This window comes from Sphingopyxis sp. BE259 (assembly GCF_031457495.1).
Taxonomy (GTDB): domain Bacteria; phylum Pseudomonadota; class Alphaproteobacteria; order Sphingomonadales; family Sphingomonadaceae; genus Sphingopyxis.
Map to the genome: position 1 here is coordinate 2,165,355 of NZ_JAVDWM010000001.1, position 26,776 is coordinate 2,192,130.

General features: G+C 65.0%; 21 protein-coding genes. 10 read left to right on the top strand and 11 right to left on the bottom strand.

Annotated features, from left to right (window positions below; translation table 11 throughout):
- The first annotated feature begins 144 nt into the window (after positions 1–144).
- Positions 145–1,233: a PA0069 family radical SAM protein gene (locus J2X44_RS10485; RefSeq protein WP_405053362.1), complete on the top strand. Its 1,089-nt coding sequence runs from the start codon at positions 145–147 to the stop codon at positions 1,231–1,233.
- 87 nt (positions 1,234–1,320) lie between these two features.
- Here the strand turns inward: J2X44_RS10485 and J2X44_RS10490 are convergent, their stop codons facing one another.
- From J2X44_RS10490 to tpiA, 9 genes are all read right to left on the bottom strand, one after another.
- Complete coding sequence (locus J2X44_RS10490) at positions 1,321–2,919, bottom strand: long-chain fatty acid--CoA ligase (RefSeq protein WP_310087007.1); 1,599 nt, start codon at positions 2,917–2,919, stop codon at positions 1,321–1,323.
- Positions 2,920–3,000: 81 nt separating this feature from the next.
- Positions 3,001–6,501 (bottom strand): DNA polymerase III subunit alpha, encoded by a 3,501-nt coding sequence (gene dnaE / locus J2X44_RS10495; RefSeq protein WP_310083482.1) that lies wholly within the window; start codon positions 6,499–6,501, stop codon positions 3,001–3,003.
- A 142-nt stretch (positions 6,502–6,643) separates the two neighbouring features.
- Entirely contained in the window at positions 6,644–7,120 is a 477-nt protein-coding gene (locus tag J2X44_RS10500) for a glutathione peroxidase (protein WP_310083483.1), read from the bottom strand.
- Between the two features lie 118 nt (positions 7,121–7,238).
- Complete coding sequence (locus J2X44_RS10505) at positions 7,239–7,916, bottom strand: ABC transporter ATP-binding protein (RefSeq protein ID WP_310083486.1); 678 nt, start codon at positions 7,914–7,916, stop codon at positions 7,239–7,241.
- A complete protein-coding gene (locus J2X44_RS10510) occupies positions 7,909–9,159 on the bottom strand; it encodes a lipoprotein-releasing ABC transporter permease subunit (RefSeq protein WP_310083488.1) in 1,251 nt (416 codons plus the stop codon). The genes J2X44_RS10505 and J2X44_RS10510 overlap by 8 nt, the downstream gene beginning before the upstream one ends.
- 483 nt (positions 9,160–9,642) lie before the next feature.
- The gene (locus tag J2X44_RS10515) at positions 9,643–10,326 is read right to left on the bottom strand and encodes a Crp/Fnr family transcriptional regulator (protein ID WP_310083491.1); all 684 of its coding nucleotides are present in this window, start codon (positions 10,324–10,326) and stop codon (positions 9,643–9,645) included.
- A 27-nt stretch (positions 10,327–10,353) separates the two neighbouring features.
- Complete coding sequence (locus J2X44_RS10520; protein WP_310083492.1) at positions 10,354–11,985, bottom strand: CTP synthase; 1,632 nt, start codon at positions 11,983–11,985, stop codon at positions 10,354–10,356.
- A gap of 107 nt (positions 11,986–12,092) precedes the next feature.
- Positions 12,093–12,545, bottom strand: a complete 453-nt coding sequence (gene secG, locus J2X44_RS10525) for a preprotein translocase subunit SecG (RefSeq protein WP_310083501.1) — start codon at positions 12,543–12,545, stop codon at positions 12,093–12,095.
- A 166-nt stretch (positions 12,546–12,711) separates the two neighbouring features.
- Positions 12,712–13,458, bottom strand: coding sequence for a triose-phosphate isomerase (gene tpiA, locus J2X44_RS10530; RefSeq protein WP_310083504.1), 747 nt, complete (start codon positions 13,456–13,458; stop codon positions 12,712–12,714).
- A gap of 179 nt (positions 13,459–13,637) precedes the next feature.
- On the opposite strand from tpiA, the gene J2X44_RS10535 reads away from it, so the two are divergent.
- From J2X44_RS10535 to trpC, 6 genes are all read left to right on the top strand, one after another.
- On the top strand, positions 13,638–15,584 hold the full coding sequence (locus tag J2X44_RS10535; protein WP_310083507.1) for a SurA N-terminal domain-containing protein: 1,947 nt from the start codon (positions 13,638–13,640) through the stop codon (positions 15,582–15,584).
- A 3-nt stretch (positions 15,585–15,587) separates the two neighbouring features.
- The gene (locus J2X44_RS10540) at positions 15,588–17,105 is read left to right on the top strand and encodes a chorismate-binding protein (protein WP_310249273.1); all 1,518 of its coding nucleotides are present in this window, start codon (positions 15,588–15,590) and stop codon (positions 17,103–17,105) included.
- A 35-nt stretch (positions 17,106–17,140) separates the two neighbouring features.
- Positions 17,141–18,208, top strand: a complete 1,068-nt coding sequence (locus J2X44_RS10545) for an alpha/beta fold hydrolase (protein ID WP_310083513.1) — start codon at positions 17,141–17,143, stop codon at positions 18,206–18,208.
- A 116-nt stretch (positions 18,209–18,324) separates the two neighbouring features.
- Entirely contained in the window at positions 18,325–18,915 is a 591-nt protein-coding gene (locus tag J2X44_RS10550) for an aminodeoxychorismate/anthranilate synthase component II (protein ID WP_310083516.1), read from the top strand.
- Positions 18,912–19,910 carry an anthranilate phosphoribosyltransferase gene (trpD, locus tag J2X44_RS10555; RefSeq protein WP_310083519.1) on the top strand — a complete coding sequence of 333 codons (999 nt, stop codon included), beginning with the start codon at positions 18,912–18,914 and terminating at the stop codon, positions 19,908–19,910. The genes J2X44_RS10550 and trpD overlap by 4 nt, the downstream gene beginning before the upstream one ends.
- Positions 19,907–20,692 (top strand): indole-3-glycerol phosphate synthase TrpC, encoded by a 786-nt coding sequence (gene trpC, locus J2X44_RS10560; RefSeq protein ID WP_310083521.1) that lies wholly within the window; start codon positions 19,907–19,909, stop codon positions 20,690–20,692. The genes trpD and trpC overlap by 4 nt, the downstream gene beginning before the upstream one ends.
- Before the next feature lie 330 nt (positions 20,693–21,022).
- Here trpC and J2X44_RS10565 read toward each other — a convergent pair whose 3' ends face one another.
- Entirely contained in the window at positions 21,023–21,901 is an 879-nt protein-coding gene (locus J2X44_RS10565) for a hypothetical protein (RefSeq protein WP_310083524.1), read from the bottom strand.
- 307 nt (positions 21,902–22,208) lie between these two features.
- Here J2X44_RS10565 and moaC point away from each other — a divergent pair, with 307 nt between their 5' ends.
- The 3 genes from moaC (at position 22,209) to lexA (ending at position 24,619) form a co-directional block, all read left to right on the top strand.
- Positions 22,209–22,682 carry a cyclic pyranopterin monophosphate synthase MoaC gene (gene moaC, locus J2X44_RS10570; RefSeq protein WP_310083527.1) on the top strand — a complete coding sequence of 158 codons (474 nt, stop codon included), beginning with the start codon at positions 22,209–22,211 and terminating at the stop codon, positions 22,680–22,682.
- Positions 22,679–23,869 (top strand): gephyrin-like molybdotransferase Glp, encoded by a 1,191-nt coding sequence (glp, locus tag J2X44_RS10575; protein WP_310083529.1) that lies wholly within the window; start codon positions 22,679–22,681, stop codon positions 23,867–23,869. Before moaC ends, glp begins: the two co-directional genes overlap by 4 nt.
- Positions 23,870–23,935: 66 nt before the next feature.
- Positions 23,936–24,619, top strand: a complete 684-nt coding sequence (gene lexA, locus J2X44_RS10580) for a transcriptional repressor LexA (protein WP_310083531.1) — start codon at positions 23,936–23,938, stop codon at positions 24,617–24,619.
- Here lexA and J2X44_RS10585 read toward each other — a convergent pair.
- Positions 24,573–26,732, bottom strand: a complete 2,160-nt coding sequence (locus J2X44_RS10585) for a ComEC/Rec2 family competence protein (RefSeq protein WP_310083534.1) — start codon at positions 26,730–26,732, stop codon at positions 24,573–24,575. The genes lexA and J2X44_RS10585 overlap by 47 nt on opposite strands.
- Between the last annotated feature and the right edge of the window lie 44 nt (positions 26,733–26,776).

Sequence of the window (26,776 nt, forward strand, 5' to 3'; positions counted from 1 at the left end):
GCCGAACCGTCGTCACCCCGGACTTGATCCGGGGTCCATACGGCGGCGCTGGAATGGATGCCGGATCAAGTCCGGCATGACGATGCTGGCCTCGATTGACGAATTGTTCTTTATTTGTTCTCACTGCAGCGATAAACTAGCTCGGTGGAACCCGCCAAACCCCTCCCCCCGATCGCTGGCCGCGGCGCCCCTGCCAACCCGCGCCCGACGCGCACCGGATCGCTCGATCGCGAGGCCGACGGCGACTGGCTCGATGTCGCAGAGATCATCGACGGCGCCCCATCACCGCTGCGCACCACCGTCACGGTCGAGCATCCCAAAACGATCATCGCGCGCAACACGTCGCCCGACATCGGCTTCGACCGTTCGATCAACCCTTATCGTGGCTGCGAACATGGCTGCATCTATTGCTATGCGCGCCCAACCCATGCCTTCCATGACCTGTCGCCGGGGCTCGATTTCGAAAGCCGCCTGTTCGCCAAGCTCGACGCCGCCAAGCTGCTGCGCGCCGAACTCGCCAAGCGCGGCTACACCCCCGCACCGCTCGCGATCGGCACCAACACCGACGGTTACCAGCCGATCGAGCGCGAATGGGGCATCACGCGGTCGGTGATCGAGGTGCTCGCCGAAACGCGCCACCCGCTGCTCATCACCACCAAATCCGACCGGCTGCTGCGCGACATCGACCTGCTTGCCGCCATGGCGCGCGACAATCTGGTCGGAGTCGCAATCTCGGTGACTACGCTCGACCCGGCGCTAGCGCGCACCCTCGAACCACGCGCCCCACACCCCAAACGCCGGCTCGCCGCGATCCGCCAGCTGATCGACGCCGGGGTGCCGACGCAGGTCAATATCTCACCGATCATCCCCGCAATCACCGATCACGAGATCGAGGCGATCATGGCAGCGGCGGCGCAGGCGGGCGCCATCCGTGCCTCGTACATCCTGATGCGCCTGCCGTTCGAAGTCGCGCCCCTCTTCCGCGCGTGGCTTGCCGCCCACTACCCCGACCGCGCCGACAAGGTGATGCATATGGTGCAGGACATCCGCGGCGGCCGCGACAATGACGCCGGGTTCTTCACCCGCATGAAGGGCCAGGGCGTGTGGGCGCAGCTCATTCGCGCCCGCGTTAAGCGCGCGGCGAGGGAGCATGGGATGGACCGCAGATTCCCGCCGCTGCGGTCAGATTTGTTCAGGCCGCCCGAGCGGGATGGACAGATGGAGTTGTTCTAGTCCTCGTCATTGCGAGCGAAGCGAAGCAATCCAGAGCGGTTTACGCGACGCTGGATTGCTTCGCTTCGCTCGCAATGACGAAGTGTTTTACACCCCCGCCAACGATTTCAGCTTATAATCCTTGTAATCATCGCGGATCTGCCGCTTCAAAATCTTCCCCGTCGCGGTGTGCGGCAATTCATCGACAAACACGATCTCGTCAGGCAGCCACCATTTGGCGATCTTGTCCTTCAGATATTCGACGATGCTCGCCTCGCTGACATCGGCGCCCGGTTTCCGTACGATCAACAGGATCGGTCGCTCGTCCCACTTGGGATGATACACGCCCACAGCCGCCGCCTCCTGCACCCCCGGCGCGCCCACCGCGGCATTTTCCAGCTCGATCGACGAAATCCATTCGCCCCCCGACTTGATGACATCCTTTGCCCGGTCGGTGATCTGCATGACCCCGTCGGGGTGGATCACCGACACGTCGCCGGTGTCGAACCAGCCGTCGGCGTCGGCAGCATCGGCATCGGCCTTGAAATAGCGCTGGATGATCCACGGGCCGCGACACTGGAGCCGCCCGCTGCTCATCCCATCGCGCGGCAGTTCCTGATCCTCGTCATCGACGATGCGCAGTTCGACCCCGAACGGCGGACAGCCCTGCCGTGCCACCACATCGACGCGCTCGTCGAAACTCATCTCGTCCCAGTTCCACGGGCGCTTGCCCATCGTCCCGATCGGGCTGGTTTCGGTCATCCCCCACGCATGGCCGACGTCGATTCCCGCCTTCATGAACCGTTCGATCATCGCGCGCGGACAGGCGGAGCCGCCAATGATGACGCGGTGCAGCTTGCCGTAATCGATGCCCGCCTGGTCCATATGCGCGAACATCGCGATCCACACCGTCGGCACCCCGGCGCTGTGCGTCACGCCCTCGCTGTGCATCAGGTCGCACAGCACCGCGGCGTCGTTAGTGGCGGAAAAAACCAACTTGGCGCCGACCGTCGCCGCCGCAAAAGGAATGCCCCAGCTATTGGCGTGGAACATCGGCACGATCGGCAGGATCACGCTGCGGTTCGACATGTCGAACACATCGGGCTGGATTTCGGTGATCGCATGGATGACGTTTGAGCGATGCTCGTACAGCACGCCCTTGGGATTGCCCGTCGTGCCGCTGGTGTAGCAGAGGCCAACCGGATCGCGCTCGTCGAGGCGGGCCCACTGAAAGCTGCCATCCTCGGCGCCGATCAGGTCACGATATGCCAGATAACCGTCCTGCGCGGGGGCATCGAACAGCACAAAATGCTCGACCGTCGGCAATTGACTGCGCAGCCGCTCGACGATCGGCAGGAACATCGCGTCGAACAGCAGCACGCGGTCTTCGGCGTGGTTGATAATATAGACCAGTTGCTCGTCGAATAGCCGCGGGTTGACCGTGTGCAACACCCCGCCCATGCCAGCGCTGCCGTACCAGCTGACCAAATGATGACCATGGTTCATCGCCAGCGTCGCGATGCGGTCGCCTTTCTGCATCCCCAGCTTGACCATCGCCGCGGCAAAGCGCCGCGCGTCATGCCCGACCTCGCCCCAGTTCGATCGCGTGACGCTGCCGTCGGCCCAGCGCGACACGATCTCGCGCCCCGCATGTTCGCGCGCGGCATGGTCGATTAGGCTGGTGACCAGCAACGGCTGGCTTTGCATTCCGGACATTTCGGGCATTCCTCTCTATGTTTGCCTCAGGAATAAGGCGAGGAACGCGTTTCGCGCAAGCACCAAGCGGGGTTAGCGCACTCGAAAATCGCGCGGGGTGACCAGCGACAGCGCGGCTTCGCTGATCCCGACAATGGTTTCGAACCGCGCCACGACATCAGGCCCCAGTGCAAAGCCGCGCCCCAGGTTGATGCGGATGTCATCGCCGGTTGCCGCATCCTCGGTCACGACAATCACCCGCCCGCGCGCATCGTCGCGCTTTTCCAGCAGCCGCGCCATCTCGGTGATCGCCTCGGGCTGCGCCACGCGGCAGGTCAGCTCCAGCGCCGCGGTCGCCGCGATCTCCGCCAGCGGCTGCGCCCCGCGCACCGTCACGCGCGGCGTTTCTTCGCCTTCGAGCAGGTCGAGTTCGACCGACAGCATTGCACAGCCGCCATCGACCGCCAGCGTCTCCAGCAGCTTGCACGTCTGCTCGTCGAAACAGCTCGATTGGAATTGCCCGCTGCGGTCGGACAGCGTCAGGTTCAGGAACCGGTTGCCGCGCTGCGACACGCGCGCCTTGGCGTTTTCGACCATCCCCGCCATCACCATCGGAATGCGCGTGCCGGGCGACATTTCGACCTGGGAGCAGATGTCGCCATAGGTCCGCGCGCCGCGCGCGGCAACAATCGCTTCATATTGCTCGACCGGGTGCGACGAGAAGTAAAAGCCGAACGCCTCCTTTTCGCGCGTCATCCGCTCCGCGAGTGTCCAGGGTTCGGCGGTCGGCAGTTGCAGCACCGGGGCGACGTCGATGTCGCCGCCAAACAAGCCGCCCTGTCCGGTCGATCGTTCATGCGCCGACGAATTGGCGCAGGCGAGCAGGCTTTCGGCCCCCGCATAAGCCCGCGGCCGGTTGGGTTCGACCCCGTCAAACGCACCCGCTCCCGCCAGCGCCTCGATCTGGCGCCGGTTGAGCAGCTTGGGATCGATCCGGCTGGCGAAATCGTCGAGGCTGGCAAAATCGCCCTTTGCCTGCCGCTCGGCGACCAGCGCTTGCATCGCACGTTCGCCGACCCCCTTCAGCGCGCCGAGTGCAAAGCGCACCATCAGTTCGTCGCCGCTCTGGCCCACCGAGAAATCGGCCTCGCTGTCGTTGATCGACGGCGGTGCGACCGCGATGCCCGACCGGCGCATGTCGTCGATAAAGATCGACAGTTTGTCGGTCTGATGGCTGTCGAACGACATCGACGCGGCGAAAAATTCGTGCGGATAATGTGCCTTCAGCCACGCCGTCTGATATGACAGCAGCGCGTAGGCGGCGGCATGGCTCTTGTTGAAACCATAGCCCGCAAATTTGTCGATCAAATCGAACAGCTCGTTCGCCGCCTTCGGCGCAATCTGGTTATGCTCGCCGCACCCTTTGACAAAGGTGTCGCGCTGCGCGTCCATTTCGGCCTGGACCTTCTTGCCCATCGCACGGCGCAAAAGGTCGGCGCCGCCCAGACTGTAACCCGCCAGGATCTGCGCCGCCTGCATCACCTGTTCCTGATAGACAAAGATGCCATAGGTTTCGGCGAGAATGCCTTCGAGCAGCGGGTGCGGATAGGCGATCGCCTCGCGCCCGTTCTTGCGCGCCCCGAACAGCGGGATATTGTCCATCGGCCCCGGGCGATAGAGCGCGACGAGTGCGATGATGTCACCGAAATTGGTCGGTTTCACCGCCGACAGCGTTCGCCGCATCCCTTCGGATTCCAGCTGGAATACTCCTACCGTTTCGCCGCGCTGGAGCAGCTCATAGACCTTTGGCGTAGCCTCGGCATCTTCCCACGGCAGCATGTCAAGATCGACGTCGATGCCGCGCAGCGCCAGCAACCGCCGCGCCTCTTTCAGCACCGATAGCGTTTTCAGACCCAGAAAGTCGAACTTCACCAACCCCGCGCTCTCGACATATTTCATGTCGAACTGGGTCACCGGCATGTCCGAGCGCGGATCGCGATAGAGCGGGACGAGCTGGTCGAGCGGGCGGTCGCCGATCACCACGCCCGCGGCGTGGGTCGAGCTGTGCCGCGGCAGCCCTTCGAGCTGGCGCGCCATGTCGAACAGGCGGCGCACCCCGTCATCCTGCTTATATTCGGTCATCAGCTCGCTGACGCCGTTCAGCGCGCGTTCGAGCGTCCACGGATCGGTCGGATGGTTCGGCACCATCTTCGCCAGCCGGTCGACCTGACCATAGCTCATCTGGAGTACGCGCCCAGTGTCCTTGAGCACCGCGCGCGCCTTCAGCTTCCCGAAGGTGATGATCTGCGCGACAGTATCGCGGCCGTATTTTTCCTGCACATAGCGAATGACTTCGCCGCGCCGCGTTTCGCAGAAATCGATGTCGAAATCGGGCATCGACACGCGCTCGGGATTAAGGAAGCGTTCGAACAGCAGCCCCAGTTTTAGCGGATCGAGATCGGTAATCGTCAGCGCCCATGCGACCACCGAACCCGCGCCCGACCCGCGCCCCGGCCCGACGGGAATGTCGTGCATCTTGGCCCATTTGATGAAGTCGGCGACGATCAGGAAATAACCGGGAAAACCCATCTGGGTAATCACCCCGACCTCGAAATTCAGTCGGTCGATATAGGTCTGGCGCTCGTCATCCGACAGGTCGGCATAGACTTCCAGCCGCGCATCGAGCCCGTCGCGCGCGTCGCGCGCCAACTGCGCCGCCTCCGCCTCGCGGTCACCGGCCAGGCTGGGCAGGATCGGGGCACGGTTGGGTGCCATGAACGCACACCGCTGCGCGACGACCAGGCTGTTCCGCATCGCCTCGGGCAGGTCCGAAAACGCATCCTCCATCGCCTCGGCGGGCTTCAGCCATGCCTCGGGGCTGCTCACCCGCCGGTCGGTGCTTTCGACATAAGCCGACTGCGCAATGCACAGCATCGCGTCGTGCGCGGGATGGAATTGCGGTTCGACAAAACTCGCCGGATTGGTCGCGACGAGCGGCAGCGCGCGCGCATAAGCCAGATCGATCAGCGCCCCTTCCGCCGCCATTTCGGTCGCATCGCCGCGCCGCGACAGTTCGACATACAGCCGCCCGGCGAACAATGCCTCCAACTGTTCGACATAGTCGTTCGCCGCGGTCACCTGCTCGCCCGCCAGCAACCGCGTCAGCGCGCCCTCGCCGCCGCCGGTCAGACAGATCAGCCCGTCGGTCTTGCCCGCCATGTCGGACAGCAGCACATGCGGCTCCTGTTCGACCGGGCGCCCGAGATGCGCCGCCGACACCAGCGCGCACAGATTGTTGTACCCCGTGCCATCCTGCGCATAGAGCGCCAGCCAGTCGATCAGCGGCGCCCCGTTCGCCAGCCGCTGCCCCGGCCGCGCAACGCTGAGCAGCGCCCCGACGATCGGCTGCACCCCCGCCGCCTTGCACGCATCGCCAAACGCCATCGCGCCATACAGCCCGTTACGGTCACAGATCGCGATCGCGGGAAACCCCCGCTCGCGCGCCGCCTTGGCAATCGCCTTCGGCTCGATCGCCCCTTCGAGCATCGTGTAGCTGGAAAAGACGCGCAGGGGGACAAAGGGGCTGTAGGCCATGCGGGGACGCTATGCGGGTCGAATGATTCTGGGAAGCGGAGAGTGACGGAAATGTGAAACCCGTCGCCCCCGCGAAGGCGGGGGCCGCCATCGGCCTTACGCCATCGCTCCAGCGGCCCCCGCCTTCGCGTGGGCGGCGCGTTCAGCCCAACAATTTCTCAATCTCTTTCCGAAGCTGCTCGGGCTTCGTCGTCGGCGCGTGCCGCGACACCACCTTGCCGTCACGTCCAACCAGAAACTTTGTGAAATTCCACTTGATCCCGCTCCCAAGCAGCCCCGTCTGCTCTTTTTTCAGATGCTTGAAAATCGGATCGGCGCCGTCGCCATTGACCTCGATCTTCGCCATCACCGGAAAGCTGACATCATAGGTCAGCGAGCAGAAATTGGCGATCTCGGCCGCGTCGCCCGGCTCTTGCGCGCCAAACTGGTTGCAGGGAAAGGCCAGGATTTCGAGCCCGCGATCCTTGTAATCGCGGTACAGTTCCTCCAGCCCTTCATATTGCGGGGTAAAGCCACATTTCGACGCGGTGTTGACGATCAGCAGCACTTTGCCGCGATAATCCGCCATCGATTGGCTCGCACCACCGGGCAGCGGCGCCGAAAAATCATAGAGGCTCATAAAAACTCCCTCCCCTAAAACTAATCGTCATCCCGGCGAAGGCCGGGATCTAACCCTCGCCTTGCAGCGCACCGCAAAGATTCCGGCCTTCGCCGGGATGACGAACCTCGAAGCCAGCCTAACTCTCTATCCGCCCGTCGTGCAAGCGCAGCACGCGGTCCATCCGCGCCGCCAACCGTTCATTGTGCGTGGCGACCAACGCTGCCGAGCCATGATCGCGCACCAGCGAAACGAACTGGTCGAACACCCGGTCGGCGGTCGCCTCATCCAGATTGCCCGTCGGCTCGTCGGCGAGCACGAGCAAGGGCCGGTTTGCCAGCGCCCGCGCCACCGCGACGCGTTGCTGCTCCCCGCCCGACAGCTTGCTCGGCTTGTGCTGCAACCGCTCGCCCAGCCCCAGCCGTCCGAGCAGTTCCGCCGCGCGTTCCTCGGCGTCGGCCTGCGCCGTCCCGCGGATCAGCTGCGGCAGCACGACATTCTCGATCGCGTTGAAATCGGGGAGCAGGTGGTGGAACTGATAGACAAAGCCGATCTTCTCGCGCCGCGTCTTGGTCCGCTCGCCCTGATCATATTGCGTCACGTCGGCGCCATCGATGCGGATCGTCCCGTCGAACCCGCCTTCGAGCAGCCCGACGGCTTGCAGCATCGTTGATTTGCCCGACCCCGACGGTCCGAGCAGCGCGACGATTTCGCCCCGCTTCAGATGCGCATCGACCCCGCGCAGCACGTCGATCGTGACATCGCCCTGCGTAAAGCTGCGCTTGAGCGCGGTCAGCTCGAGGATCATGTCACTCATAACGCAGCACCTGGACCGGATCGGTATTCGCCGCCTTGAACGCCGGGTAGAGCGTCGCGAGAAAGCTGAACACGACCGCCATCAACGCGATGCCCGCGATCTCGAACGGGTCGGGCTTCGACGGCAATTCGGTCAGAAAGCGGATCGAGGGATCCCACAAAGGCTGGCCGGTCAGAAATTCGACCCCGCGCAGCACGCCCTGCCGGAAATACAGCAGCCCGAAACCGAACGCCATGCCCATCAATGTCCCCGCGATCCCAATCGACAGCCCGATCGACATGAAAATACGCAGCACCGCATCGCGCGGCGCTCCCATCGTGCGCAATATCGCCATGTCGCGTGTCTTGGCGCGCACCAGCATGATCAGCGACGACACAATGTTGAAAGCCGCGACCAGCACGATCAGCGACAGGATAACGAACATCGCGACGCGCTCGATCGACAAGGCCTCGAACAGGCTGCTGTTCATCTGTCGCCAGTCCGACACCACTGCCTGCGCCGCGACCTTTTCCTTCAGCGGCGCCAAGGTAGCGTCGACATCGTCGGGATCGGTGACCTTCACCTCGATCATCCCAATCTGGTCGCCGGTCAGCAGCAGCAATTGCGCGTCCTCCATCGGCATCACGACGTACATTTTGTCGAAGTCATAGACCCCGATTTCGAACACCGCAGTGACCCGGTAGCTGATCTCGCGCGGCACGGTGCCGAACGGCGTCGAACGCCCCGCCGGGTTTATGATCGTCAGATTTGATCCGACCGTCGCGCCCAGATTGCGCGCCAGTTCGCTGCCGATCGCGATATTGCCCGCATTGGCGGTCAGGGTGTTCAGATTGCCCTGCAACACCTTGCCGCCCAGCGTCTGGTTGTTGCGGATGTCGGGCACCGTCATCCCGCGCACCAAAATCCCTTCGACCCGGCCGTTGAAGGTGGTGAGCAGAGGCTGCTCGATCAGCGGCGTCGCCGACACAACGCCCGGCGTCGCCTTCGCCTGTTTCAGCACATCGCGCCAGTCGTCGAGCCGCCCGCCAAAGCCCTGCACCACCGCGTGACCGTTCAGCCCGACGATCTTGTCGAACAGGTCGGCGCGCACGCCGTTCATCACGCTCATCACGATCACCAAGGCCGCGACGCCCAGCGTTACCGCGACAAAGCTGAACGCTGCGGCGACGAAGATGAACCCTTCGCCGCGCTGCGGCAGCATATAGCGTTTGAAGATGGTGCGTTCGTAGGGACGCAGGATCATGGGGCGACACGCCTTGGCGGCGCATGGGGATTGACACGCATGCGGCGGCTTTACGGGGCATCGCCACCGCTGGCAATGGGCGCTGGCATGACGTCATCTTGCGAGCGAGTCGCAGAATATGTTGCACATCGGCCACAGCCGGGGCCAAAAGCGCCGCCGAATGGCTGCCACAGGGTGACAAACCGCCAGCTTGCGCCTAGCCCGATGGCTTCTGGATCAAGCGGCCCCAAGGCCCGGTTTCAGGGAGTGCAGGCCTTTCGCCGGGCCTGCAACAAAGGGGGATGGCGAGTGTTCGTCACACGCGCCCGGGTCTTGCAAAGCGAGGCCCGGGCGTTGTGATTCCGGCGCGGAGCGTCGCTTACCTGGTCTCCATCTGCATCGTCACCCCGGACTTGATCCGGGGCCCATGACTTGGGCGCAGCAGTGGATCCCGGATCAAGTTCGGGATGACGACGAAAGATAGACGGGCTTTATGCCGCTCCCCTACCCCTCGCTCTCGCTGATATCCTCCAGCATAACGGCATCCAGCACCCGCACCCGCCCCTGCTCCAGCGAAATCACGCCCGATTCCTCCCAGCTTTTCAGCTGACGGTTGATATGCTCGCGGCTCATCCCGGCAAAATTGCCGAGTTCGGTCTGGCTCAGTTCCACGCGCTGTGACGCCTCGACATCCTTGCGGATCAGGCGTTTCAGGTAACGCGCCAGCCGCGGCCCGGACGCATAGGCACGGTCGCTTTCGATCGTCTGGTCGGCGGTGCGTAGCCGCCGTGCGAGTTGCTGCATCAGCGACCAGGTAAATTCGGGATGGCTTGCGGCAAAATCCTTGAGCGCATTACGCCCGAGTTGCAGTGCGCTGCCGGCGCTCGTGGCCGTCACCGATGCGGTCCGTTCGCCGCCGTCGAGCAAGGCGATCTCGCCCAGCACCGCTCCGGGTTCGGCATAGGCCAACACGATCTCGCGCCCGCCGCCGGTCAGCATCGACACGCGCGCCGTACCTTGGGTCAGGATCAGCATCATGTCGCCGGGATCGCCCTGGACCAGCAATTCCTTGCCCTTGACGAAATTGACCTGGACCGCGCGGCTGGTGATCTCAGCCCAATCTTCGGCCGACAGTCCCGAAAAAATGCTGTCGGGGCTCTGCAACTCGGCGAGTTTTGCGTGATCCATGCCCCTTAAACCCCTTTGTCCGAACGGTCAGACCAACCGGCTCTGTTTCACCGCCGCTTCGATGAAACCCGCGAACAACGGGTGCGGATCGAACGGCTTGGATTTCAGCTCCGGATGGAATTGCACCCCAATGAACCACGGATGGTCGGGTCTTTCAACGATTTCGGGCAGCATACCGTCTGGCGACATGCCGGAGAACACCAGCCCGCCCTTTTCCAGCCGGTCGCGATAGGCGCCGTTGACCTCGTAGCGGTGACGGTGGCGTTCGCTGATGTCGCTGGCGCCATAGACCGCCGCGACATGGCTGTTCGGCGATAATTTGGCGTCATAAGCGCCCAGCCGCATCGTCCCGCCCAGATCGGTGTCGGCGCCGCGCTGTTGCAGGCCTTCGGCGCTCATCCATTCGGTGATCATGCCGACGACCGGCTCGTCGGTCTTGCCGAATTCGGTGCTCGACGCGTCGGCGATGCCGCTGGTGTTCCGCGCGCCTTCGATGCACGCCATTTGCATCCCCAGGCAGATGCCGAAGAACGGAACGCCGCGCTCGCGCGCGAAACGCACGCTCGAAATCTTGCCCTCCGACCCGCGTTCGCCGAACCCGCCGGGGACCAAAATGCCGTGCAGCGGTTCCAGATTGGCGGCCAGATCCTCGTCGCGCTCGAACATCTCGGCGTCGAGCCAGCGGATATTGACCTTCACCCGGTGCGCCATGCCGCCATGGACCAGCGCCTCATTGAGCGATTTATAGGCATCGGGCAGCGACACATATTTGCCGACGACGCCAATCGTGACCTCACCCTCGGGATGCTGCTTGCGGTCCATGATGTCATACCAGCGCGACAGGTCGGGCGCGGGCGCATCAGGGATGCCGAAATGCCGCAGCACTTCATTGTCCAGCCCTTCGCCATGATATTGCACCGGTACCGAATAGATGCTGTCGGCGTCGAGTGCCGGGATCACCGCTTCTTTGCGGACGTTGCAAAATTGCGCGATCTTGGCGCGCTCGCCATCGGGCAGCGGCCGTTCGCAGCGGCAGAGCAGGATTTCGGGCTGGACGCCGAGCGAGGCGAGCTCGCGCACGCTGTGCTGCGTCGGCTTGGTCTTCAGCTCGCCCGCGGCGGCAATGTACGGGACCAACGTGACATGGACCGACAGCGTCTTGTCGCGGCCTTCCTCGTTGCGAAGCTGGCGGATCGCCTCGATGAACGGCAGCGATTCGATGTCACCTACGGTGCCGCCGATTTCGCAAAGCACAAAATCCAGATCGTCGAGTTCGGCGCGCGCAAACGCCTTGATTGCGTCGGTCACATGCGGGACGACCTGCACCGTCGCGCCCAGATAATCGCCGCGGCGTTCCTTGGTGATGATCTGCTGATAGATGCGGCCCGAGGTGATATTGTCGCTTTGCCGCGCCGCGACGCCGGTAAAGCGCTCGTAATGGCCCAGATCGAGGTCGGTCTCGGCCCCGTCGTCGGTCACATAGACCTCGCCATGCTGATACGGCGACATCGTGCCCGGATCGACGTTCAGATAGGGATCGAATTTCCGAATCCGGACGCGATAGCCACGCGCTTGCAACAAAGCCGCGAGGCTAGCCGCCATCAAACCTTTGCCAAGCGAGGAGACCACGCCGCCGGTGATAAAAATGAACCGCGCCATGGGAGGAAAGACTTACTCAACGGGAGGGGGACGGCGCAAGCCGTCGAATCGCGTGACGCGGAAATAATTTCCGCCGCGCGGGATGGAACGCCGACCGCAGCCGATGTTTATTTGGTGGCGGGTGCCTGCGCCGGAGCCGGGGCAGTTTCCTGCTTCGCCGCCGCAGCCGCAGCAGCGGCCAGCGGATCATCGCTCGCCGGAGCGGGGGTCGCCGCCGCCGGTGCGGTTTGGGCGGGCTGCGCGGGAGCAGTCAGCGACGAAGCCCGGGCAGCGCCGCTGGTCTGCGCCGTTTTCGACAGCGAAGTGTCGATCGTCGATCCGCCGCGCCCGACCGACGCCATCGCCGCCAGGACGATAGACAGACCGACGAACAGGCACGCCAGGACGGTCGTCGCCCGGGTCATGAAATCCGCCGCGCCGCGCGCCGAGAGCAAGCCCGCGGGGCTGCCGCCGACGCCCAGACCGCCGCCTTCCGACTTCTGCATCAAGATGACGCCGATCATCGCCGCAGCGACCAGCGCCTGCAGGACGAGGATGAAGGTGAAAAGGCTGGACATCATATTTTCCCGAACTTGCGCTGCCTCACACGGACCACGCCCGCGGCGCACATAGAGATGAAGCGGCTGCGCTTCAAGCCACAGCGTGCTTGATCGCGCCTACCTACCCCGTTCGTGCGAAGTCGCCACGAACCAAACCCGTCGCCCCCGCGAAGGCGGGGGCGACGGACTATAAGGCCGCAGCCGCCGCCACGATCGGCACAAACTTCGCCGCAGTCAGACTTGCCCCGCCCACCAGTGCCCCGTCGACATCGCCCGCATCCAGCAACTCGGCGGCATTATCGCCATTCACCGACCCGCCGTACAACAACCGCATTTCCTCGGCCTTGCCGCCGAACCGCGCCGCCAGCGCGCCGCGGATCGCGCCGTGCATCGCGGCGACATCGGCGACCGTCGGCACCAGCCCGGTGCCGATCGCCCAGATCGGTTCATAAGCGATCGCCAGCCGATCGACGGCAAAATCATCGGGCACCGATCCGGCGATCTGCGCCAGCACATAATTGATCGCGCCGCCCGATTCGCGGACCCCGCGCGGCTCGCCGACGCACAGGATGACCGAAAGTCCGGCGGCCAAGCCGGCCTCCGCCTTGGCGCGGACATCGGCATCCCCCTCGCCGCACCCTTCGCGCCGCTCGCTATGCCCGACGATCACCAGCCGCGCCCCGGCGTCAGCCAGCATCGGCGCGGCAACCGACCCGGTGAAGGCGCCCGCCGCAGCACTGTGGCAATCCTGCCCGCCGATCGCCGCGCCCGGCGCCGCCGCAACCATCGCGCCGATCAGCGTGAACGGGGGGCAAAGCGCGACATCGACGCCGGGATGCTCCGCTGCCGCGGCAAAAATCGCCTGCGCGTCGGCGATCGCCGCCGCCAGCCCGTTCATTTTCCAGTTGCCGACAACATATTTGCGCCGTGCCATTGCCGCGTCCCTCCCGCTGTTCGGATAATCCGACCGCCCTAGCGGCGGGCGGGGGCGATAGGCAAGCCGCCACAGGTCGATGCGAAAAACCCCCATCTCGCCTTGATGCGATGCGGGCTCGCGCCTAAAGCATCGCCCAAACGCGTATTCCTGCGCCCCGCCGAAAGACTGCCCGCTCCATGATTACCGCTATCCGCCGCATGTTTTCCTCGACGCTCGGCAAGATCCTCGCGCTCGGCTTCGTCGCCTTTATCGGCGTCGCGTTTGCGCTGAGCGATGTGACCGGTAATTCGACCTTTGGCGGCATCGGCGGCGCCAATGTTGCCAAGGTGGGCAGTGAGGAAATCGGCGTCGGCGAGCTGCGCGATCGCGTTCGCTTGGCCTATAATCAGGCACGGCAGAACCAGCCCGGAATGACGATGGCGGCGTTTGTCGAATCAGGCGGGCTGGACCAGGTGCTCGATCAGATTGTCGAGGGACTGGCGTTCGACCAGTTCGCCACCGAAATGGGCTTTGGGGTCAGCAAACGGCTGATCGACGGCCGTATCGCCGACATTCCGGCCTTTGCCGGTGTATCGGGCAGCTTTGACCAGACCCGTTTTGAAAATTTCCTGCGCGAAAACGGCATGACCGAGGCGCAGCTCCGCCGCGACTTGCGTCAGCAATTGCTGATCGAACAGATCGCGGCGCCGATCGCCACCATGCCGCGCATCGCACCCGGCATAGCACAGCCCTATGCCGCGCTGCTGCTCGAACAGCGCCGCGGTCAGGCCACCTTCATTCCCGCCAGCCCCTTCGCGCCCACCGCCGATCCCGGCGACGCGGCACTGAAAACCTATCTGACGCAGAATGCTGCAAGATTTACGGTGCCCGAGCGGCGCGTAATCCAATATGCGGTGTTCGACCGCGCGGCGGTGCCCGTTCCGGCGGTGACCGATGCCGAAATCGCCAAGGTTTACAAGGACAATGCCAGTCAGTTCGCCGCCAGTGAAACGCGCCGTTTCGCTCAGGTAATCGTTCCGGATCAGGCGACGGCGAACGCGCTTGCGGCCAAGGTGCGCGGCGGAACCCCGCTGACCGCTGCGGCGCAGGCCGCCGGTCTGTCGGCTTCGACGACCGGCGATCTGACCCAGTCGGCTTATGCCGCAACCAGCACCGCCGCTGCCGCCAAGGCCGCCTTTGCCGCCAAGCGCGGCGACCTGATCGGTCCGATCCAGACCGGTCTGGGCTGGAGCGTCGCGCGGGTCGAGGATGTCACGACGCGCCCGGCGCGCAGCCTGGCCGACGCCAGCGCCGACATTCGCACCGAGCTTGGCAAGAACAAGGCCAATGAAGCGATCGTCGATTATTATAATTCAATTCAGGATGCGGTGAACGGCGGCGCGGCGATCGAGGAAATTGCCGCCGACCGCAAGCTCGCGCTGGCCACGACACCGGCGTTGCTGCCCAGCGGCCGTGTGCCCGGCCAGCCTGCCTTTGCCTTGGCGCCCGAACTCGCGCCACTGGTGAGCCAGGCGTTCCAGGGCGGATCCGAAGGCGAAGGCCAGCTCGCGACGCTGGTCGAAAACGAAAAATTCGCCGTCTATGCGGTGAAATCGATCATCGCCGCGGCGCCGCCGCCCTTTGCACAGATCCGCGCAGATCTGCTGACCGACTGGCGGTTCGCGCAAGGGCAAAAGATCGCCCGCGACAAGGCCCGCGCGATCGTCAAGGCGGTCGAAGGTGGCAAAAGCCTGCCCGACGCGGTCGCGGCAGCGGGACCGAATATCGGCAATGTTCAGACCATTGGCGGTCGCCGCGCCGAACTGGGCGCTGGCGGCAAGCCGGTTCCGCCCGAACTCGCGCTGCTCTTTTCGATGGCCAAGGACAGCGTCAAGACGCTCGAAATTCCTGGCAATCGCGGGTGGATGGTGATCGCGCTCGCCGATGTGCAGCGGCCCGATCCCAAATCGATCGATCCGGCCCGCGTTGCCGGTATTGCCCAGCCGCTCGCCCCGGCCTTTGGCAACGAACTGGTCGAGCAGCTGGCCCGCGAAGCCAAGCGCCGCGCCGGAGTGACGATCAACAAGGATCTCGTCGAACAGCTGCGCAAAGAACTCACCGGCACCGCGCCGGTCGCCGAATAGGGCGTGAGCCTGGAGGGCAGAGCTGCCGCGCTCGAAGCGCTGGCACAGGGCCGCGGCGCAGTCGTGTGGCAGCGGCTGATCGCCGATGTCGAAACCCCGGTGTCGGCGGCGCTCAAGCTGATCGAGCCGGGACGCGGCGACTGGGTGCTCGAATCGGTCGAAAGCGGCGAAACGCGCGGGCGCTACAGCCTGATCGGACTCGACCCCGACCTGATGTTCGAAGTCACCGGCGACGCGGCGCGGATCAACCGCGACTGGCGCCGCAACCGCGATGCTTTTGTGCCGCTCTCTGCCCCCGCGCTTCAGGCGCTGCGCGACCTCGGCGCCGAATGCCGCTTCGACGTGCCCGATGGCCTGCCCAAGGCGCTGGCGACGCTCGTCGGCTTCTTCGCTTATGAAACGATCGGGCTGGTCGAGCGCATCGCGCGCGCGCCGGGAACCGGGCTCGGCTTGCCCGAAATGATCTTCGTGCGCCCGACGACGATCCTTGTCTTTGACCGTCTCGCCGACGAATTGTTCCTGATCGCGCCCATCTGGCCCGATCCCGACGGCGCGATCGACCGGATGATCGAGGCGGCGCAGGACCGGCTCGATAGCATCGCCGCACGTCTGTCCAGCGCCAACGTCCACGCCGACCGCGCGATTACCGCGGCGCTCCCCGCCGACATCGGACCGCATGCCGCAACCACCCCCGCGCAGTTCGCCGCGATGGTTGCCGCCGCCAAGGATTATATCGCCGCGGGCGACATTTTTCAGGTTGTGCTGTCGCAGCGTTTCTCGACCCCCTTCGACCTGCCGCCGTTCGATCTCTATCGCGCGCTGCGCCGCATCAACCCCTCGCCCTTCCTCTATTTCCTCGACCTGCCCGGCTTTGCGCTGATCGGATCGTCGCCCGAGATATTGGTTCGCGTCCGCGACGGCGAGATCACCATTCGCCCGATTGCTGGAACCCGCCCGCGCGGCCGCACCAGCGCCGAGGATGTTGAAAACCGCGACAGCCTGCTCGCCGATCCCAAGGAACGCGCCGAACATCTGATGCTGCTCGACCTCGGCCGCAACGATGTCGGCCGCGCCGCGGTGGGCGGCAGCGTGGTCGTCACCGACAGCTACACGGTCGAATTTTACAGCCATGTCATGCACATCGTGTCGAACGTCGTCGGCCGCATCGCCCCCGAGAAGGACGCGATCGACGCGCTGTTCGCGGGCTTTCCCGCGGGCACCGTCAGCGGCGCCCCCAAGGTCCGCGCCTGCCAGATCATCGCCGAACTAGAGGCTGACGCGCGCGGGCCTTACGCGGGCGGCGTCGGCTATTTTGCGCCCGACGGCAATATGGACAGCTGCATCGTCCTCAGAACCGCGATCGTCAAGGACGGCGAAATGCATGTCCAGGCGGGTGCCGGCATCGTCGCCGACAGCGACCCCGCCTATGAGCAGCGCGAGTGCGAGGCCAAGGCGGGCGCCTTGTTCGCCGCCGCCCGCGAAGCGGTGCGGCTGGCGGGAACCCCGGGATATGGGCAATAGCTTGACCTGAACCGGGCGGGCGTTAGCGTCGCGCCATGCGCAAAATCCTCGCCCCACTCGCCCTGCTGCTCACCAGCGTTCCCGCCCACGCCCAGACGCCGACGCCTGCGGGCGCGGCGGAAGGCGACGCAATCCTCAAGGATTTCGCCTTCGCCAGCGGCGAAAAACTGCCTGAGCTCAAGATGCACTATACGACGCTCGGCACGCCGCAGCGCGATGCGAAGGGGCATGTCACCAATGCGGTGATGATCCTCCACGGCACCGGCGGCACCGGCAAGCAATTCTTCCAGCCGCAATTTGCCAGTGAACTGTTCGGCCGCGGCCAGCTGCTCGACACCGCGAAATATTACGTCATCCTGCCCGACAATATCGGCCATGGCGGCTCGTCGAAACCGAGCGACGGCCTCAGGATGAAATTCCCGCAATATGACTATGACGACATGGTCGCCGCGCAGCACCGGATGCTCACCGAAAAACTGGGGGTGCATAAACTCAAGCTGATCCTCGGCACCTCCATGGGCTGCATGCACGCCTTTGTCTGGGGCACCACCCGCCCCGGCTTTGCCGAAAAGCTCGCGCCTTTTGCCTGCCTGCCGGTCGAGATCGCGGGACAGAACCGTATGTGGCGGACGCTGTCGATCGACGCGATCAAGGCCGACCCGCGTTGGCAGGGTGGCAGTTACACGTCGCCGCCCGCCGCGGGCCTGCGCACCGCCGCCTCGCTCAGCCTGATCGCGGGCGCCAACCCCTATGCGCTGCAAGTGCAATATCCGACGCGCGAAGCCGCGGAAAAGTACAAGGACGAAGCCTTCGCGCGCACCTATGGCCGCAACGACGCCAATGATACCATTTATCAGCTCGATAGCTCGCGAACCTACAACCCGTGGCCCCTGCTCGAAAAGATCAATGTCCCGACGCTGTGGATCAACTCAGCCGACGATTTCATCAACCCGCCCGCCTACGGCATCACCGAACAGGCGGCATCGCGGATGAACACCACCAAGTTCATCCTGATCCCCGCCAGTCCCGAGACCAAGGGTCACGGCACCCACACCTGGGCCAAATTCTGGAAAGATGATCTGGCGAAGCTGATGGCGGAGTAACCAATCCTCCCTGTGGCGAAGCCATGGGGCGAATCGCGACCTGAAAATCCCGTCTCGTCCCCGCAAAAGGACTTATTGCTTCACTCGCGCCCCTTCACCCATTACGGCCCACCCCCATGATCCTGGTCATCGACAATTATGACAGCTTCACCTTCAACCTCGTTCATTATCTGATCGAGCTGGGCGCCGACGTGCGCGTCGAGCGCAACGATGCGCTGACCGCCGCCGAAGCCCTCGCCACCGGCGCCGACGCCATCCTGATCTCGCCCGGCCCCTGCACCCCGAACGAAGCCGGGATCAGCCTCGATCTCGTCGCCGCCTGCGCCGACACCGCGCGCCCGCTGCTCGGCGTCTGCCTCGGCCATCAGGCGATCGGCCAGCATTTCGGCGGCACTGTCCAGCGCGGCCATCTGATGCACGGCAAGACCTCACCGGTGTGCCACGACGGTAGCGGGCTTTACGCCGGCCTGCCTTCGCCGTTTCAGGCGACGCGCTACCACAGCCTCGAAGTCGTCGACATTCCGGACTGCCTGATCATCAACGCGACGAGCGACGACGGCGCGGTGATGGGCTTCCGCCACGCCGAGCTGCCGATCCACGGGGTGCAATTCCATCCCGAAAGCATCGCCACGGAACATGGCCACGCGATGCTGGCCAATTTCATGACCGCCGCGGGTCTGCCGGTCGGGGCGCGCCAGGCCGCATGAACCGCTTCGGCCCGCTCCCCGACCCGGCGCACCTGCTGGACCATGACGAGGCGGCGCAGGCATTTGCCGATATTCTCGACGCGCGGACCAGCGAGGACCAGATCGCCGAATTCCTCACCGCGCTGTCCGATCGCGGCGAGACCATGGTCGAAATCGCCGCGGCGGCGCAGGCACTGCGCGACCGGCTGATCCCCATCGACGCCCCCGTCGGCGCGATCGACGTATGCGGCACCGGCGGCGACGGTCATCACACGCTCAACGTCTCGACCGCGGTCGCCATCGTCGTCGCGGCGTGCGAGGTTCCGGTTGCAAAGCACGGAAATCGCGCCGCTTCCTCTAAATCCGGCGCTGCCGATACGCTCGAAGTGCTGGGCCTCGACATGGAGCGCGCCGGGCGCCTTGCCGAGGCAACGCTCGCCGACCTTGGCATCTGCTTTCTGTTCGCCGCCAACCATCATCCGGCAATGAAGCGCATCCAACCGATCCGCACCCGACTCGCGCGCCGCACCATCTTCAATCTGATGGGCCCGCTCGCCAACCCGGCGCGCGTCACCCGCCAGCTAATCGGCATCGCGCGCCCCGGCTATGTCCCCGTCTATGCCGAGGCCTTGCACCGACTGGGAACCGAGCATTCGCGCGTCGTGTCGGGCGACGAGGGGATCGACGAACTGTCGCTCGCGGGCGGCAATGAGGTTGCGGTGGTGAATGCCGAAGGCGTGTTCATGCAGCGCAGCCAGGCCGCCGACGCGGGCCTCCCCACCCACCCGATTTCGGCGATCCGCGGCGGTGACGCGGCCGACAATGCGAAGGCGCTACGCGAATTGCTGCAAGGCACCCCCGGCGCCTATCGCGATGCAGTCCTGTACAATTCCGCCGAGGCGCTCGTGATCGCCGGCGCTGCCGAAACGCTGGCCGACGGCGTCGAGGAAGCCGCCGAAGCGATCGACAAGGGTCTGGCGAACGCGCTGCTCAACTGCTGGATCGCGTATAAATGAACAAACTCACCCAAATCCTCGCGACCAAGGCCGAAGAAGTCGCCGCGCGCCGCGCGAGGCGCACCGTCGCCGACCTCGACGCCATCGATGCGGGACCGGTGCGCGGTTTCCATGCCGCGTTGCAGGCGAAAATCGACGCGGGCGGCTATGCGCTGATCGCCGAGATCAAGAAGGCATCGCCATCCAAGGGATTGATCCGAAACGATTTCGACCCCTCCGATCACGCCCGCGCCTATGCGGCAGGCGGCGCCGCCTGCCTCTCGGTCCTCACCGACGCCCCCTATTTTCAAGGCCACGAAGACTATCTCGTCTCCGCACGCGCCGCCTGCCACCTCCCCGCGTTGCGCAAGGATTTCATGATCGACCCCTGGCAGGTCGCCGAAGCGCGCGCGATCGGGGCCGACGCGATCCTGATCATCGTCGCCGCGCTCGACGACCGCGCGATGCAGGACATCGAAGCCGCCGCGATCGATCGCGGCATGGACGTGCTCGTCGAAGTCCATGACGAAGCCGAACTGGGTCGCGCGCTAAACAAACTCAAATCGCGCCTGATCGGCGTCAATAACCGCGACCTTCGCACCTTTGAAACCGACCTCGGCGTCACCGAACGCCTCGCCAAACTGGTTCCCGTCGATACCCTGCTGGTCGGCGAAAGCGGCATCGCCACCCACGCCGATTGCCAACGCCTCTCGGCCAGCGGCGTGAAAACCTTTCTCGTCGGCGAAAGCCTGATGCGCCAGCATGACGTCACGGCGGCAACGAGGGCGTTGCTCGGAGGGTGAGTCCACTTTGGGGTGGGGAGTTGCCCTAATGTCGTCGTCATCCCGGACTTGATCCGGGATCCATCTGCCTTCGCGTCTCAGGGCAGTGCGGGGGCTCATGGACCCCGGATCAAGTCCGGGATGACGACCATGAGAAAATCCGCCCTGTGGCGCAGCCCAAGGGGGGACCGTTCGCGAAGCGAATGGCGGAGGGACGTGACCGGACGCAAAGTTCGCCAGGCTAATTGCGACAGAGCATCCTTTCGACCGAAAGATTTTAGAGCTGCTCGCACGCAGCGGTCTGCACATCGCGCGGCAGCGACGTTTGCGGTCTCCGCTGGACAGCCGCACCTATTCGCTGCCCGTCGCGCCCAGTTCCTTTATGATCGCTCGGCGGATGCGGTCGCGCTGGGAACTGGAATAGCTGTAAGGCGGAACGGAATACGCGCTCTTGAGAAAGGCAAGGTCCCATTGCGTCAGCGAGAGGGGCGTGTCGTCACCGATCTTACTGCTCATCACGCGCAGGATGGTCGGTGCATTGCTACGCGACAGTCGATGCGGAGAGATCGTGGTGAGTGCGCGCATCGCGGCATAATCGGCGATCTGCGTGGTCGTGAGACCGATCAACCCTTCTTGTTCGATCAGGATCATCGCGCCCATCGCTACCGGGCGGTATAGGGCGAGGACGCGCGGCGATGCGCCATCGAAGGATATTGATGTGATGCCGCTGGCGCTCGGTTCCAAGGTGTTGCCGTTCCGATCGAGCTTTTGTCTGACGTGCCACGCGGTAACGGGACCGTCTTCCTTGACGATTTCCACCGGCCGACGATCATAGTCACGGAAGAGCACCGGATGCTTGCTTTTCAAAGCCTTAAGCATCTCCTCATTGTCGGGGACTACGACTACGCGGACATTCGATCGACATCCCTCCTCCGCTACCTTTATGCCGGCGGCCGTTGCGACCGCGCGGATACGCGCGACGATTTCCCGATTCCGGGCTGGGGAAAGACCGATGACTCCCGGACAAATATTTTCGAATCGAGTCATCGGACTGTCCCAACCCTCGGTGGAGAGAGAGCGGACGAATTCGTTGATTAGCTCAGCTTGCTTCTCCTGCTTTTCGCGCTCGCCAACCACCAGGATCTCGGTCTCCGTTTTGGGAGGCGGCCGATCCTGCGCTACGGTCGGTGCAGCCGTCAGAACGAAAGCTAGCAGGTAAAAGCGTTTCACGCCGGTTCTCCGGGCAATGGGTCGGGACGGAGCCGGGGTAATCTCTTCCACGGTCAAGCTGCAACAGAAACCATCCGAAAAAATGGCTGAAGGCCCATGTCGATGACTATCCGAAACGTTGGCGGGAGGTGATTTCAGGACTTGGCTCATGGCAGACATGCCGGGTTGCAGTCGTCGAAGCGATAGATGTTTGTAGGCCACGAAGCAGCAACCGACCGTCCGCGATAGGTCGTTTCTGGTCATTAACGCCGAATGTCTACCGCCATCTCCCCTTGCCTTTCCCCCCCCACCTTGCTTCGCTCCCGCAATGACGCTGAAACCGACTCATCTCGACGACACCGGCGCCGCGCAAATGGTCGATGTCGGCGCCAAGCCGGCGACCCAGCGCCGCGCCGTTGCCAGCGGCCGCATCACCATGTCGGCGGCCGCGCTCGACGCGATCCGCAGCGGCAACGCGCCCAAGGGCGACGTGCTCTCGACCGCACGAATCGCCGGGATCGTGGCGGCCAAGCGCACATCGGACCTCATTCCGCTCTGTCATCCGATTGCGCTGACCAAGGTCGGGATCGACTTTGCATGGGAGGACAGTGGCATCGCGGTGACCGCCACCGCCGCCACGAACGGGCCGACCGGGGTCGAGATGGAGGCGCTGACCGCCGCGTCGGTCGCGCTGCTCACCCTTTACGACATGGCCAAGGCGCTCGACCGCGCGATGGTGCTCGGCGACATCCGTTTGCTCGAAAAAAGCGGCGGCCGCTCGGGCGACTGGCGCGCCGAATGACCGCTCTGCTGCCGGTCGAGGAGGCGCAGGCGCGGCTGCTGGGGCTAAAGCACCCGCTACCGACCGAAAAAATTTCTTTTTCCGAATGCTTTGGTCGCTATCTTTCAGACGATATCGTCGCGCAGCGCGATCAACCCGCGGCACCTCTGTCAGCGATGGACGGCTATGCGATTCGATTTGACGACCTGCCCGGACCATGGACCGTCGTCGGAGAAAGCGCCGCAGGAACGGCGCCCGACCGCGCGGTGGGCGCTGGGGAGGCCATGCGGATATTTACCGGTGCGATCGTCCCGGGCGGCGCCGACACCGTCATCGTTCAGGAGGATGTCGCGACCGACGGCGCCGCGCTGACGATGACCGGCGACGGCCCCGGCGCACGCGGCCGCCACATCCGTGGCCAAGCCACCGATTTTGCCGCTGGTGATTGCTTGTTGCACGCGGGAACGCGCCTGACGCCGGGCGCCATCGCTGCGGCTGCAATGAGCGGCGCCGTCCAGCTCACCGTCGGCCGCCGCCCGCGCGTCGCGATCCTCACCACGGGGGACGAGCTCGTTCAGGCGGGGCGCCCGCTCACGGCAGGGCAAATTCCTGACAGCAACAGTCCGATGTTGATGGCGATGCTGGCGGGCGGGCCTGCCGACGTCAGCCTGCCGCATCATGTGCGCGACGATCGCGCAACACTTACGAAGATTCTGAAGGAGTTGGCGCGACGTCACGACGTCATCGTCACCGTCGGCGGCGCGTCGGTCGGCGACCATGACCATGTTCGCGGCGCGCTGCAAGACGCGGGCGGGCAGATCGATTTCTGGAAGATCGCGATGCGTCCCGGCAAGCCCCTCATCGCCGGAACGATCGGCGATGCGGTCCTGCTCGGCCTGCCCGGCAATCCCTCGTCCGCGTTCGTCACCGCGACACTCTTCCTGCTACCGCTCGTCCGTCACCTTGCCGGTGCGCTTGATGCCTTGCCAGCGATCCACCAGGCTCCTCTTGCAAGCCCGCTCGGCGGCGGCGGCGGTCGCCGCGACTATCTGCGCGCCCGACTCGAAAACGGTGCGCTCCTACCGCTGATCGGACAGGACAGCGGCATGACGCTGCCGCTCGCCGCCGCCAGCGCCTTGCTGATCCGCAATATCGGCGCCCCGCCCCGCGCCGCAGGGGAAACGGCCGACTATATCGTCATCACTTGACAAGTTCCGCTCTGTTCCACTATCGTTCTCATTATGTCCGGTTTTGGTCCTGACGGAGGATGATCGATGTTGACCGCCAAGCAGCATGAACTGCTTCACTTCATTCAGCAAAAGCTCGACGCCAGCGGCATTTCGCCGTCGTTTGAGGAGATGAAGGAGGCGCTGGGACTGAAATCGAAATCAGGCATACATCGCCTGATAAGCGCCTTGGAAGAAAGGGGTTTTCTTCGCCGCCTGCCCAATCGTGCCCGGGCGCTCGAAGTGATCAAGGTGCCCGAAGCGGCTAAGCCTGCCGGGCGCGATGATCGCGACAATGTCGTTCCGCTGCGCAAGCCCGCCCCCGCGATGCGTCCCATCGCGGCGAACGATATCATCGAAGTGCCGCTGCACGGCAAGATCGCCGCGGGTGTGCCGATCGAGGCGTTTGAAGAGCATAACAACCTTGCGGTCCCCGCCGCACTGCTCGGTTCGGGCGAACATTATGCCCTCGAAGTGTCGGGCGACTCGATGGTCGAGGCGGGCATCTTCGACGGCGATTACGCGCTGATCCAGAAAGCGAGCACTGCGCGCGAGGGTGACATCGTCGTCGCGCTCGTCGACGGGCAGGACGCGACGCTCAAATATTTCCGCCGCGAAGGCCCGATGATCCGGCTCGATCCCGCGAACAGTGCCTATGAGCCACAGCGTTACCCCGCCGACCGCGTCATCGTGCAAGGGCGCCTGTCGGGACTGCTTCGTCGTTACCACTAAGCTGCTGCGGCTGTCGCCACGGATGCGCGTCGCCGACGCGCAACGTGGCGACCGCCTCGGTCCGCTCGCCCAGATAGAGCGCCAGCCCGCCGGTTTCGGCCAGGCTATCACGGTCGATCGTCAGCCAGCGCCCGGCGCATTCGCGCGGTAGCCAGCGATCGCTGATCACCACATCGGCGGCGGCGCAGGCGGCGATCATGTCGGCGCCCTCGATCCGGTCGCGCCCCCGCGACGCCAGGATGATCCGGCGGGTCGCGCCCGCGCCGTGGCTCCAGCGGCAGAAATCGCGGTTGCACTCGACATGATCGAGGTCGGCGAGCGCGGACAGCGGTGTATCGACCCCGGCGGCTTCGGACAGCGTATCGCGGATATAGTCACCGGCGCGGTCGCGCAGCAGCGCATAACCGCCATCGGGCAGCGCCGCGGCGATATGCTTGCCGTCGCCGGTCACCAATATGTCAGGGCGTGGTTGTGCAAGCAGAGCGGCCATGCCGATCGCCAGCGGCACCGCCCCCCAGCGCCGCCAGGGCGTCTGCCACAACAGCAGCCACAGTCCGCCGACGATCGCCAGTCCAAAGCCCCACGGTGGAAAGACCGGCAACGTCGCCACGGCCCCGGGGGCGCTTGCGACCGCATGCGCCAGTGCGATCAGCGCCTTCAACGCCTGTTCGGCGACCCACCAAAAAGGCGCGCCCAACCCGACCGCGTCGAACAGCAACGCCAGCGCCTCCATCGGCATGATCACAAAGGTGGTCAGCGGGATCGCCACGACATTCGCGAGCGCCCCATACAAGCCCGCCTTGTGGAAATGAAACAGCGCGATCGGCGCCAGCGCGACCTCGACAACCAGACCGGTCGCCAGCAACCCCGCGATCGCGCGGCCGAACCGCAACAGCCACGGTTCGTCGCGCCGCGCCAGAAAGGCGCGCATCGGTCGGCTTTCGTGCAGCGCGATGATGGCGGTAATTGCCGCGAAGCTCAGCTGGAAACTGGGTCCGGCGAGCGACTCGGGTCGCCACAGCAGCACGATCAACGCCCCCGCCGCGACCAGCCGCAAAGTCAGCGCCTCGCGCCCCATCAGAAACGCGACGAGCACCAAAAGCGCGGCGATAAACGACCGCAGCGTTGGCACCTCGGCGCCGGCCAGCAATGTGTAGGCTCCCCCGGCGAGCGCCCCCGCCGCCGCCGCCAACGGCAGGACATAGCCCGCCAGCGCGATCCGGCGGCTTAGCGCGAACAGGCGCGACGTGAGCAGAAACGCAAAGCCGACCACCGCGGTGACGTGCAGCCCGCTGATCGACAATAGGTGCGCCAGCCCGCTGCGCCGCATAGCCTCCTCGTCGGCCTCGCTGATCGCCCCACGGTCGCCGGTGACCAACGCCGCCGCGATCCCGCCCGCCGACCCCTCGATCTCGCCATGAATATGGGCGCTCAGCCGCCCGCGTAGCGGCGGCGCGGCGGCCCCGGCCCCGGGCCCGTGTGACACATCGCCCAGCACCGTCCCGACCGCGCCGATGCGTTCAAACCACGCGCGCTGGGCAAAATCATAGCCCCCCGGCAAGCTCGACGTCGGCGGCGGCATCAACCGCGCTCGCACCCCGATCGTTTCGCCCCCGACCAGCCCCGCGGCCTGGTCGCTGTCCAGCGTCAGGCGGAGGCGCGGCGGCAGGTCGGCGCGCTGCTGCGGCCGTGCAATGATCCGTACCTGATCCTTGGCCGGCAATGGCTCGACCCGCTCGACAACCGCTGCAAAGCTGGTGCTGACCGGCGCTGCGAGCACCGGTGCCGCGACCCACAGCGCCCGCGCCCAGATCAGCAGCACCCCGGCGGCCATCACCGCGCACCCGATCGCGACCATCCGCCCGACCCGGCCATGCCAGCCGATCATCAGGCCGACTAGAAATCCGGCTGCGAGCATCAGCAACAGGCCGATCCAATAAGCTGCGGCCGGAAGCGCAAACCACGCCGCAATCCCGGCGCCCAGCACGACCGGCAACCACAACCCGATCCGCTCGCGCTCCACCTCAAGCTGCGCCTCCAGACCATCGGCCAGCCCGCGCGCGTACCGGGCCCAGCGCCCGGAAATCGGCGTTTGAAGCTGCCTTGTCGCCATGCTAGGGGCTCCCCGATCGCCGCCGCGATGCGCGGCAAAGTGAG

Excerpts from the sequence above, each read along its gene's own strand:
- dnaE (WP_310083482.1), bottom strand. The coding sequence starts at position 6,501 with ATGGCCTACAGCCCCTTTGTCCCCCTGCGCGTCTTTTCCAGCTACACG.
- lexA (WP_310083531.1), top strand. The coding sequence starts at position 23,936 with ATGTTGACCGCCAAGCAGCATGAACTGCTTCACTTCATTCAGCAAAAG.
- J2X44_RS10505 (WP_310083486.1), bottom strand. The coding sequence starts at position 7,916 with ATGAGTGACATGATCCTCGAGCTGACCGCGCTCAAGCGCAGCTTTACG.
- trpD (WP_310083519.1), top strand. The coding sequence starts at position 18,912 with ATGAACCGCTTCGGCCCGCTCCCCGACCCGGCGCACCTGCTGGACCAT.
- J2X44_RS10585 (WP_310083534.1), bottom strand. The coding sequence starts at position 26,732 with ATGGCGACAAGGCAGCTTCAAACGCCGATTTCCGGGCGCTGGGCCCGG.
- J2X44_RS10545 (WP_310083513.1), top strand. The coding sequence starts at position 17,141 with ATGCGCAAAATCCTCGCCCCACTCGCCCTGCTGCTCACCAGCGTTCCC.
- J2X44_RS10520 (WP_310083492.1), bottom strand. The coding sequence starts at position 11,985 with ATGGCGCGGTTCATTTTTATCACCGGCGGCGTGGTCTCCTCGCTTGGC.
- secG (WP_310083501.1), bottom strand. The coding sequence starts at position 12,545 with ATGATGTCCAGCCTTTTCACCTTCATCCTCGTCCTGCAGGCGCTGGTC.
- tpiA (WP_310083504.1), bottom strand. The coding sequence starts at position 13,458 with ATGGCACGGCGCAAATATGTTGTCGGCAACTGGAAAATGAACGGGCTG.
- J2X44_RS10510 (WP_310083488.1), bottom strand. The coding sequence starts at position 9,159 with ATGATCCTGCGTCCCTACGAACGCACCATCTTCAAACGCTATATGCTG.
- J2X44_RS10490 (WP_310087007.1), bottom strand. The coding sequence starts at position 2,919 with ATGCAAAGCCAGCCGTTGCTGGTCACCAGCCTAATCGACCATGCCGCG.
- glp (WP_310083529.1), top strand. The coding sequence starts at position 22,679 with ATGACCGCTCTGCTGCCGGTCGAGGAGGCGCAGGCGCGGCTGCTGGGG.
- trpC (WP_310083521.1), top strand. The coding sequence starts at position 19,907 with ATGAACAAACTCACCCAAATCCTCGCGACCAAGGCCGAAGAAGTCGCC.
- J2X44_RS10535 (WP_310083507.1), top strand. The coding sequence starts at position 13,638 with ATGATTACCGCTATCCGCCGCATGTTTTCCTCGACGCTCGGCAAGATC.
- J2X44_RS10515 (WP_310083491.1), bottom strand. The coding sequence starts at position 10,326 with ATGGATCACGCAAAACTCGCCGAGTTGCAGAGCCCCGACAGCATTTTT.
- J2X44_RS10550 (WP_310083516.1), top strand. The coding sequence starts at position 18,325 with ATGATCCTGGTCATCGACAATTATGACAGCTTCACCTTCAACCTCGTT.
- moaC (WP_310083527.1), top strand. The coding sequence starts at position 22,209 with ATGACGCTGAAACCGACTCATCTCGACGACACCGGCGCCGCGCAAATG.
- J2X44_RS10500 (WP_310083483.1), bottom strand. The coding sequence starts at position 7,120 with ATGAGCCTCTATGATTTTTCGGCGCCGCTGCCCGGTGGTGCGAGCCAA.